2 protein-coding genes are annotated in these 11,486 nt (G+C 78.0%); both read right to left on the reverse strand.

Annotated features, from left to right (window positions below):
- Window positions 1-173: 173 nt before the first annotated feature.
- Window positions 174-398, reverse strand: coding sequence for an MbtH family protein (locus ABT015_RS20410; protein ID WP_063349723.1), 225 nt, complete (start codon window positions 396-398; stop codon window positions 174-176).
- Window positions 395-11,485, reverse strand: coding sequence for a non-ribosomal peptide synthetase (locus ABT015_RS20415; protein ID WP_350880950.1), 11,091 nt, complete (start codon window positions 11,483-11,485; stop codon window positions 395-397). The genes ABT015_RS20410 and ABT015_RS20415 overlap by 4 nt, the downstream gene beginning before the upstream one ends.
- Window position 11,486: the final 1 nt, after the last annotated feature.

Raw genomic sequence — 11,486 nt, forward strand, 5'->3', positions numbered from 1 at the left:
TCCGGGGCCGGCTCGCCGGCGGCGCGGCCGGGCGTGGGGGAAACCCAGGCGCGCCGCACTCGTTCCTGCGGGCCGGCCCCGCGCCCGTCCCTGACATGCTGTCAGTTCACTTGCGGGGGACGGGAGATCCTTAAGCCAGGGTGGAACATCCCTGATGGACCGGCCGATCGCGCTCAGTCGACGCGGGCGTCCATCGCCTCGGCGAGGCTGCGCGGGCGCAGGTCGGTCCAGTTCTTCTCGACGTAGTCCAGGCAGGCCTGCCTGGATTCCTCGCCGAACACGCTGCGCCAACCGGCGGGCACGTCGACGAAGGCGGGCCAGAGCGCGTGCTGGTTCTCCTCGTTCGCCAGGACCAGGAACGCGCCCTGCTCGTCGTCGAAGGGGTTGGTGCTGCTCATCGGACCCTCACTTCATGGTTGTGGTCGTGCTCTTGGGCAAGGTCGTCCAACTCGTCGGCCGGCTCGTCGTTGAGCTCGCCGTCGACCTCGTCGTTCGGCTCGTCGTTCAGCTCGTCGTTCGGCTCGTGGTTCAACTCGTCGTTCAGCTCGTCACAGAACTCGGTGACCCGCCGTCGGAAGGCGGCCACCACCCGCCGGGCGGTCGGCTCGTCGCAGCCGTCCAGCGCGTGTACCAGGGCGCACTCCAGCCCGCCGGGTGCGCCGTCCGCGGTCCGCCGCTCCACCAGTTGGAGCAGCAGGTCGACGGCGGTGCGGGCCATCGGGACGGGCCGCTCGGCGGCCGTCACGGCGTCGTCCCACCGCCCGCCGTCGGCCGGTTCGGCCCGCACCAGATGGGAGAGCGCCACCCCGAACAGCGGCTGGCGGCCCGCCTGCCGGGCCGGGTTGACCAACTCCACCACCCGGTCGAACGGCAGGTCCTGATGGGCGTGGGCGGCCAGCAGCCGCTCCCGGACCCGCCCGACCAGGGTGCGGGCCGTCGGGGCGCCGGTAGGGGCGTCCCCGGCGCCGCGAGGGGAAGTGTCGACCCGCAGCACCACGGTGTTGAGCAGGCAGCCGACCACGCCGTCCAGCGCCTCGTCGTCCCGGCCGGCCAGCGGCACCCCGATCGGGAGGTCGTGCCCCGCGCCGAGGTCGCCCAGCGCGGCGGCGAACGCCGCCTGCACCACCATCCCGGTGCCGGCCGAGCAGGCCCGGGCGGCGGCCGCCAGCCGGCGGTGCTCCCCCGGGTCCAGGGCGAAGCGGACGGTGCCGGCCATGCCCGGCCCGGCGCCCGGGGCGCCGGTGGCGTCCGGCAGGCCCCGCCACGGCGGCAGGGCGGCCAACGCGCCCTTCCAGTAGGCGGCCTGCCGGGCGGCCGGGCTCTCCGGGCGGTCCTCGTCGCCGAGCCGCCGCCGCAGCCACAGGGCGTGGTCGGCGTACTGGACGGCGGGCGCCGGCCAGCGCGGCGGCCCGCCGGCCGCCCGGGCCCGGTAGGCGGACCGCAGGTCTGCCAGCAGCGGTTCGAGCGCGTGCCCGTCCACCGTCGCGTGGTGCAGCACCAGCAGCAGGGTGTGCCGGTCGGGGCCGCTGCGCAGCAGGGCGGTGCGCAGCGGCGGTTCGGTCAACAGGTCGAAGCCGCGGTCGAGTTCGGCGGCGATCCAGGCGTCCAGCCGCTCCGGCGCTACGTCGAGGAGGCGGGGCGCGGCGGACGGGACGGCGGCGAGGAAGGCCTCGGCGAGGTCGGCGTCGGCGGGCGGGGCGTCGGGTGAGGCGTCGGCGGGCCCGAGGATGCGCTGCTCGGGGCCGTCCGGGCCGTACGGCAGGACGGTCCGCAGGGCCTCGTGCCGGGCCACCAGGTCGCCGAGGGCGGCCCGCAGCGCGGCCGGGTCGAGCCCGCCGGTGAGGTCGAGGGCCAGGGTGGTGAGGTAGTCCGGGCGGTGCTCGCCCAGGTAGTTGGCCGTCCACAGGCGCAGTTGGGCGGGGGCGAGCGGCAGCCGGTCGGGCCTGGTCGTCCGGTCGCCGAGCGCCGGGGCGCCGCCGTCGGTGCCGTCGGTGCCGTCGGTGCCGCCGGTACGGGCGGCGCGGTCGAGCCGGTGGTCCAGCCCGGCCACCGTGGGCGCGTCGAACAGCTCGACGAGCGGCACGTCGACCCCCAGGGTGGACCGGATCCGCCCGGCCAGCCGCATCGCGGCGATCGAGTTGCCGCCGAGCGTGAAGAAGTCGTCCTCCGGCGCGACCGCCGGCACCCGCAGCACCTCCGCGAACAGCGCCGCCAGGACCTCCCGGCGGGGCGAACGGGTCGGCCCCGGGGCCGCCCGCCGCGGCGGGCCCAGGGCGGTCGTGTCGACCTTGCCGTTGGCGTCCAGCGGCAGCGCGTCGACCGGGACGAGCACGGCGGGCACCAGGTGGCGCGGCAGCCGCCCGGCGAGCCGGCGGCGCAGTTCGCCGGCGGCCACCGGCCGGTCGGCGACCACGTACCCGACCAGCGAGCGGCCCGCCGGGCCCGCCCCGTGCGGCACCACCCGGGCGGCGGTGACCTCCGGTTCGGCGCACAGCGCGGCCTCGATCTCGCCCGGCTCGATCCGGAACCCGTTGATCTTCACCTGCCGGTCCGCGCGCCCCAGGAAGTGCAGCCGGCCCTCGGTGTCCCACCGGCCCAGGTCGCCGGTGCGGTACAGCCGGCCGCCCGGCGGGCCGTACGGGTCGGCGACGAAGCGCTCGGCCGTCCGGGCCGGGGCGCCGTGGTAGCCCGCGGCCAGGCCTTCGCCGCCCAGGTGGATCTCACCGGGGACGCCCGGCGGCACCGGGCGCAGCGCGGCGTCCAGCAGCAGCACCCTGGTCCCCGCGAGCGGGCGGCCGATCGGGACGGCCTCGCCCTCGCGGACCGGGCCCGCCGGGACTTCGTGGCCCAGGGCGAAGGTCGTGCTCTCCACCGGCCCGTACAGGTCCAGCAGCCGCTGGCCGGGCGCGGCCCGCCGGGCCCGGGCGAGCGCCGCCGGGGGGACGACGTCGCCGCCGGTGCAGATCAGGCGCAACCGGGCCAGGGCCGCCGGGATCTGCTCGGTCAGCAGGTCGAACAGGCCCGCCGTCAGCCAGGCCGCGGTGGCGCCGCCGCGCTCGACGGCCCGGGCGTAGTCCGCCGGGGTCAGCTCCCCCGGCGGGGCCACCACCACCTGACGGCCGGTCAGCAGCGGCATGAGCAGCTCGTACACCATGGCGTCCCAGGCGTGCGGCGAGTGGAACAGCACCCGGTCGTGGTCGGGTCCGTGCCACAGCGGGTCGTCGGCCAGCGCGAGGATGTTGCGGTGGGTGACCGCCACGCCCTTGGGGCGGCCGGTCGAGCCCGAGGTGTACAGCAACTGGGCGACCTGCCCGGGCGGCACCTCCACGCCGGGATCGTCCGTACTCCCGCCCGCCCGCCGGGCCGCGGCCGACACCTCGGCGTCCAGCAGCAGCTCGGTGCCCGCCTCGGCGGCGAGCGCGCGCAGCCGCTCGGCCGGGAAGCCCGGGTGCAGCGGGACGCAGACGGCGCCGAGCTTGGCCAGCGCCAGCATCGCCACCGGCACCTCCGGGCAGCGCGGCAGCCGTACGGCGACCCGGGTGCCGGGGCGTACCCCGAGGGCCGTCAGGTGGTGGGCCAGCCGGTTGGCGTCGGCGTTCAGCGCGCCGTACGTGGTGGTGGCGTCCGTGGTGGCGGCGTCCGTCGCGATGCCGTTCGTGCCGGCGCCGCCGACGTGGCGCAGGGCGATCCGGTCCGGGTGGTCGGCCGCCAGCCGCTCGAACCGCGCGCCCACCGACACCGGTTCGGCGTCGGCCGCCGGGCCGGTGCCCCAGGCCCGCAGCCCCGCCCGCTGGACGGGCGGCAGCAGGTCGACCCGGCCGGTGGTCAGCGCGTCCGCGCCCGGACCGGCCAGGGTGGCGCAGGCGGCCGTCAGCACGGTGCGCAGCCGGTCCGCGTCGAGGTACCGGTCCAGTTCGGCCGGGCGCAGCTGGAGCCGCACGTCCAGGCCGCCCTGGCGCGGCAGCACCACCAGCGAGAGCGGGTAGTGGGTGCCGTCGAACGGTTCGACGGCGCCGATCCGCAGGCCCGGCGCGGGCTCGACGAACCCGGCCTCGTCCAGCGGGTAGTTCTCGAACACCAGTGAGCTGTCGAAGAGCCGCCCGGCGCCGGCGGCCTCCTCCACCGCGGTGAGCCCCAGGTGCTCGTGGTCCAGCAGCGCGGTGCGCTCCCGCTGGAGCCGGGCGGCGAGCTCGCGCAGCGGCTCGCCCGGATGCAGCCGGGCCCGGACCGGCACGGTGTTGATCAGCAGGCCCACGAGCCGCTCCGCTTCCGGCAGTTCGGCCGGGCGCTGGGCGACGGTGGTGCCGAACAGGACGTCGTCGCGGCCGGTGAGGTGGGCGAGCACCAGCGCCCACGCCGTCGTCACCAGGGAGCCGAGCGTCACCTCCCACTGCGCGGCGCGCGCCCGCAGCCCGGCGGTGAGCCCGGCGGGCAGGGTGAAGACGCTCGTCGACGGGCCGTCGTCGGCGCCCTCGCCGCCGGCCGGCGCGGGCCGGCCGACCCGGGTGGGCTCGGCCCCGGCGAGGGCGGCGCGCCAGGCGCCGCGCGCGGCCGCGTCGTCGCGCCCGGCCAGCCAGTCGAGGTAGCGGCGGTAGGACGGCGCCGGGGGCAGGTCGACGCCCTGGTGCAGCGCGAGCAGTTCGCGCAGCACGATCGGCACCGACCAGCCGTCCAGCAGCAGGTGGTGGTGGGTGAAGACGAGCCGCCACCGGTCGGCGGCCAGCCGCAGCAGGGTGAAGCGGATCAGCGGCGGGGTGTCGACCGCGAACGGCCGGCGGTCCTCCGCCACGAGCCGCCGGGCGTCGGCGGACTGCTCCCGCTCCGCCCGTCCGGCGAGGTCCACGGTGCGCCAGGGCAGCGTCACCCCGGCCGGCACGACCTGCCGCGGCGGGCCGGACTCGCCGCTGGTGAAGGCCCCGGCGAGCTGCGGATGGCGCGCGAGCAGCCGCCGGGCGGCGTCCTGGAGCCGCTCCGGGTCGATCGCGCCGGTGAGGTCCAGGACGAGCTGCACGAGGTACGGGTCGCGGCGGCCGTCGTGGGCGGCGTAGCGGGAGTGGAACAGCAGGCCGGCCTGGAGCGGCGTGGCGGGCAGCAGGACGGCGGCCTCGGCGGGCGCTTCGGCACAGGCTTCGGCGGACTCCTCGGACCGGGCGTCGGCTGCGGGACCCTCGGCCCGGCGCGGGCCGGCGGACGACAGGGTGGTGAGGGCCTGCTCCCAGCGGGCGGCGAGTTCGGCCACCGCGTCGGCGGCCAGCACGCCGGCCGGCCAGGCCCATTCGACCCGCAGCCGCGGGCCGTCCGGGCCGGTCTCCACGAAGGCGTCGACCGAGAGGGTGTGGGCGAGCGGCAGGGTGGGGTCGGCCTCGCCCCGCAGGGTGCCGGGGACGGGCTGCCAGGGGCCGCGTCGGGTGGTGTCGAAGCGGCCCAGGTAGTTGAAGGCGATCGGGGCCGGGCGGTCGGGCAGCGTGCCGGACCGCTGGAGCAGCCCGTACGTCAGGCCCCGGTGGGGGGTGGCGCGCAGGCGCTGCCGGGCGGCCGCGACGGCGCGGGCCAGGTCGTCGGCGCGGGCCGGTTCGTCGGCGGGGGCTCGGTCGTCGGCGGGGGCCGCTCCCCCGGTGTCGGGTCCGGCCGGGCCGGTGTCCAGCAGGACGGGGTGGATGACCGTGAACCAGCCCAGCGTCCGGGAGAGGTCGAGGCCGTCGAGGGCGGCGAGTTCCGGGTCGCGGCCGTGGCCCTCCACGTCCACCAGGAGCGGGCCGTCCGCGCTGCGGGCGCCCCAGCCGTGCAGGGCGGCGGCGAGGGCACCGAGGAGGATCTCCGGTACGGCGGCGCCGAGCCGGTCGGGCAGGTCGGTCAGCAGGGCGGCGGTCGGGCCGCCGCCCAGGGTGGTGCGCAGGGTCGCGGCCCCGGCCACGGTGTCCCGGGTGCGGTCCAGCGGGCGGGTGCCGATGGTCCCGGTGCCGGCGGTCAGCAGGCCGTGCCAGTGGTCGCGGTCGGCGGCGACCGCCGGGTCGGCCTCGGCGGCCCGCAGCGCGCGGGCCCAGTCGGCGGCGGTGACGGGGACGGCGGCGAGGTCGGCCGGGTGGCCGTCGGCGGCGGCCCGGTGGGCCCGGGCGAGGTCGTCGAGCAGGATCCGCCAGGAGACGCCGTCGACGGCGAGGTGGTGGATCACCATCAGCAGCAGGCCGCCTTGGCCGCCGTCGAACCAGACCGCCCGCAGCAGTTCGCCCCGGTAGGGGTCGAGGCGGCGGCGGGCGTCGTGCCGCTGTTCCGCGACGAGTTCCAGCAGGGCGGGCGCCGGGTCGCGGCCGGGGGTGGTGGCGAGGCCCTCGCGGGCGAGGTCGATCCGGTGCAGCAGCGGGGCCGCCGGGACGGTCCCGGCGGGCCGGATCTCGAAGGCGAGCGGCTCGCCCGGGGCCCCGGTCAGCCGGGTCCGCAGCGCGTCGTGGTGGTCGACGAGCTGCTGGAGGGCGGTGCGCAGGGTGTGTTCGGTGGCGCCGGGCGGCACGTCGCACAGCAGGGACTGGGCGTAGCCGTGGATCGGTCCGCCGCGGGCCGCCAGCCAGTCCGCGATCGGGGTGGGCGGCAGCTCCCCGCCGGGCGGCGCGGGCGCCGCCGGGCGGGCGGCCGGGGCGCGGCCCCCGTCCGGGACGACGGCCGCGGCGGCCGCGAGGGCGCGCGGGGTCTGGTGGGTGAACACGTCCTTCGGCGTGATCAGCACTCCCGCCGACCGGGCCCGGGTGGCCAGTTGGATCGCCAGGATGCTGTCCCCGCCCAGCCGGAAGAACCCCTCCGACGGCCCCGGCCGCGCCCGGCCGAGGACGCTGCCGAACAGGGTCCGCAGCTGCTCCTCGGCGGGCGAGCCGCCCTCCGGGGCCGTGACGGGCTGCGGGCGGGCGGCGGCGGGCGCCGGGAGCGGGCGGGCGGCCGGGCCGGAGGTGTCGGGCAGGTCGAGGGCGCCAAGGACGTCGAGGGTGCCGAGGGTGTCGACGGGTGCCGCCGGGTCGGCCAGGGCGGCCGCCAGCAGGCGGCCGAGGCCCTGCGCCAGGCGCTCGGCGGTCTCGGGGCGGAAGTGGCCGGTGCTGTACTCCAGGACGCCGCGCACCGTGCCGTCCGGCTGTTCGGTGAACTCGAAGAGCAGTGGGAACTTGGCCATCACCCGCTCGAACCGGTGCGGAGCGCCGGACAGGCCGGGCAGGGTGAGCGCGGGTCGGCGTCCGCCGTGCAGGGTGATCATCACCTGGAACAGCGGGTGGCGGCCGAGTCTCCGGTCGGGTGCGAGGGCGTCCACGACCCGGTCGAAGGGTGCCTGGTCGTGGGCGAAGGCGGTGAGGTCGGCGTGCCGGACGCGGTCGACGAGCTCCGCGAAGCCCGGGCGGCCCGAGAGGTCGGTGCGCAGGGCGAGCGGCTGGGCGAAGTAGCCGACCAGGTCGTCCAGGGCGGGGTCGGCGCGGCCGGCGGTGACCGTGCCGAGGACGAGGTCGGTGCCCGCTCCGGAACGGGCCAGCAGGCAGGCGACGGCCGCGTGCAGCACCATGAACAGGGTGGCTCCCCGACCGGCCGCCAACTCGGCTGCCGCGGCAACCAGTTCGGCACCCCACCGGAACTCGGCGGCGGCCCCGCGCAGGGCCGTGCCGGGCGGCGGCTCGTGGTCCACCGGCAGCGCGGTGCGCCCCGGCGCGGCGTGCAGGGTCTCGCGCCAGTGCGCCAGTTCGGTGGCCAGCGGGCTGCCGGGCTCGCCGCCCGGGCCGAGCTCCTGGCGCTGCCAGAGCGTGAAGTCGGCGTACTGGAGCGGCAGTCGGGGCCATTCGGGGGCCCGGCCGCGGGCCCGGGCGGCGTAGCCGGCGGCGAGGTCGCGGGTCAGCGGGCCCAGCGACTGCTCGTCGGCGGTGATGTGGTGCAGGACGATCAGCAGCAGGTGGGTGCCGGGCCCGGCGGTGAACACCACCAGCCGCCAGGGCAGGCCGTGTTCGAGGTCGAAGGGCCGGTGGACCTCCTCGTGCACGGCCGCGTCCAGGTCGGCGGGGTCGGGGTGCCGGACGGTCAGCGGGAGGGGCGGGTCGTCGAGGATCCGCTGGTACGGCTGCCCGTCGGTGGCCGGGAACACGGTGCGCAGGCTCTCGTGCCGCTGCTGGACGTCGCCTGCGGCGGCCCGTAGCGCGGCCAGGTCGAGCGGCCCGGTCAGCCGGGCGGCGAGCGGGACGTGGTAGGTCGACGCCTGCTCGCCGAGCCGGTGCAGGAACCACAGGCCGCGCTGGGCGTAGGAGAGCGGGATGCGCTCCGGGCGGGGGCCGGCCTGCGGGCGCTGCGGACGTGCCCGGCCGGCCGCCGCCGCACCCTGGCGGGCGGCGGCACGGGCACCGGTCCGGGCGGCCAGACCGGCCACGGTGGGGGCCGCGAAGACGTCCCGGATGGTCAGTCCGGCGGTCAGCTCGGCGGGCAGCTCGGCCCGGGCGCGGACCACCAGCCGGTTCGCCGAGAGGGAGTCTCCGCCGAGGGCGAAGAAGCTCTCGTCCGCGCCGAAGCCCTCGGCCCCGAGGAGTTCGGCGAACAGCCGGTGCAGCCAGGTCTCGTGCTCGCCGCTGGGCGCCCGGCCCCGGCCGTCCGCCGCCCTGGCCGCCAGGGCCCGCAGCCGGTGCTCGTCGAGCTTGCCGTTGGCGGTCAGCGGGAAGGCCTCGACGGCGACGAAGGCCGCGGGCACCAGGTGGGCCGGGAGCGACGCGTGGGCGTGGTCGGCGGCCGCGCGGACGGCCTCCCCGGTGCCGAGCAGGTAGGCGGTCAGCGCCTTGTGCCCGGGCTCCCGTTCGGTGGCGAGGACGGCCGCGCCGGAGATGCCGGGCAGCGCGGCGAGCACGGCCTCGATCTCCCCCGGCTCGATGCGGTAGCCGCGGATCTTCACCTGCCGGTCGGTGCGGCCGAGGTGTTCGAGTTCGCCGTCGGGGCGGCGGCGGGCGCGGTCCCCGCTGCGGTACATCCGGCTGCCGGGCGGGCCGTACGGGTCGGCGGTGAAGCGGCCGGCGGTCAGCGCGGGGCGGCCGAGGTAGCCGCGGGCGAGGCCGGGGCCGGCCACGTACAGCTCGCCGGGCAGGCCGTCGGGCACCGGCCGCAGGGCGGCGTCCAGCAGGTACGCCCGCAGGTCGGGCAGCGGGCGGCCGATGGTGGCGGTGCCCGAGGCCACGGCGGCGGCGTCGAGGTCGCCGGCCGTGACGTGCACGGTGGTCTCGGTGATGCCGTACATGTTGACGAGCCGGGGCGCGTCCTGCGGGTGCCGCAGGTACCAGTCCGCGAGCCGCCAGGGTTCGAGCTGCTCGCCGCCGAAGATCACGTACCGCAGGGCGAGCCGGGCGCTCGGGCCGGGGTGGGCGGCGTCGGCGGCGGCCAGCTGGGTGAAGGCCGAGGGGGTCTGGTTGAGCACCGTGACGCGCTCGTCGGCGAGCAGGCGCAGGAACTCCTCGGGCGAGCGGGCGGTGTCCCGGGGGACGACGACCAGCCGGCCGCCGTGCAGCAGGGCTCCCCACAGCTCCCAGACCGAGAAGTCGAAGGCGTAGGAGTGGAACAGGGTCCAGGTGTCGTCCGGTCCGAAGCCGAACCGGTCGGCGGTGGTGGCGAGCAGCCGGGTGACGTTGCGGTGGGTGACCAGGACGCCCTTGGGGCGGCCGGTGGAGCCGGAGGTGTGGATGACGTAGGCGACGCCGTCCGGGGCGGGGCGCTGCGGCCGCGGCCGGTCGGCGGGCTCGTCCGCGCCGTCGACGGGCAGGGTCCCGACGCCGTCGGGCAGCGCCGCCCGGGCGGAGTCGTCCGTCACCACGAGCCGGGGCGCGGCGTCCTCGATGGTCGCGCGCAGCCGCTCGACCGGGTAGTCCGGATCCAGCGGCAGGTAGCCGGCGCCGGCCTTCTGGACACCGAGCAGCGCGACCACCAGGTCCGGCGAGCGGGGCAGGGCGACGCCCACCAGGTCGCCGCAGCGCACGCCCCGGGCGGCGAGCCGGCGGGCCAACCGGTCGGCGCGCAGGTCGAGTTCGCGGTAGCTGAGGACGGTCTCCCCCAGCACCACGGCGGGTGCCTGCGGGCGGGCGGCGGCCTGCCGTTCGAACAGCGAGACCAGGGTGTCGCCGTCCTGGCCGGTCCATGCCGACCCGGACGCGGGCGCGGGCAGGGCGACGGCGCCGCCGGTGCGCAGCCGGCCGACCGGGAGCCCCTCGGGCGCCTCGGCCAGCGCCGTCACGAGGTCGAGCACCCGGTCCAGGTGGGCCCGGACGGTGTCCTCGGGGTAGTCGCCGACCGCGTCGGCGAACACCGGCAGGGTGGCGCGGCCGTTGTCGTAGACGCCGAGCGCGAAGTCCTCGGGCACGCCCGGCGAGACCTCGTGCACGGTGGCCGGGATCCCGCCGAACCGCAGGTCCGGGTCGAGCGGCAGCAGGTTCAGGGTGGGGCCGATCAGCGGCCGCTCGCCCCGGGCGGCGGCGGTGTCGCGGAGCAGGTCCTCGAAGCGGTACCGCTGGCGGCGCAGCGCGGCCCGGACCCGGTCCGCCGTGGCCGTCACCAGGTCGCCGACGGTGGCGGCCGGGTCGACGGCGAGCCGCAGCGGGACGACGTTCGCCGTCATGCCGAGGGCCCGCCGGGCCAGCGCGGCGTCCCGGCCGCGGACGCCGAGGCCGATCACCGCCGTGCCCTCGCCGGTGTCGGCGTGCAGCGCGACGGCGAGCGCGGCCGGGAACAGCGCCGTCCAGCCCGCGCCGGCGCGCTCGCGGACGGCGGCCCAGCGTTCGGCGGACAGCTCCGTCCGGACGGCGACCGGCGGGCGCGGGCCCGAGCCGGTCGGGGCGCCGCGCCCGCCCGCGAGGCGGGGCGGGTCGCCGAGGCCGGCCGACTCCTCGGCCCAGAAGGCGGCGTCGGTGCGGAACCGGGCGGAGGCGCGGTAGGCGGCGTCGTCGTCCAGCAGGGCCTGGAGCGGGTCGTGCACGCCGGTGGAGACCGGCTCGCCCGCGCGCAGCGCCGTGTACTCGGCCGCCACCCGGCGGATCAGCCCGGCCCCGCCCACCCCGTCGCACAGGATGTGGTGGATCCGGAGGTACCAGAGGTACTCCGCCTCGCCGGTCCGCAGCAGGAAGTGGTCGAAGGACGGGCCGGCGGTCAGGTCGTAGGGGTGGGCGAGTTCGACGGCGAGGAACGCGCGGGCGGCGGCGGCCGGGTCCTCGTGGTGGCGCAGGTCCTGCCGGTGCAGCGGCCAGTCGGCGGCGTCCTCGATGATCTGGACGGCGCTGTCGGCGGTCGGCTCGAAGCGCACCCTCAGGCTCTCGCTGCCGGCCACCACGCCCCGCAGCGCGCGTTCGAACAGCTCCTCGTCGATCGCGCCGTGGAACTGGACGTACTGGCCGGCGGTGAACCGCCGCCGGGTGGGGTCGGCCTCGTGGCCGAACCAGATTCCCGCCTGCGGGGCCGTGAGCGGCCATCGTCGGGCGGGCGTGGCGGGCGTGGCGGACATC

It is taken from the genome of Kitasatospora sp. NPDC094016 (assembly GCF_040304045.1).
Classification (GTDB): Bacteria; Actinomycetota; Actinomycetes; order Streptomycetales; family Streptomycetaceae; genus Kitasatospora.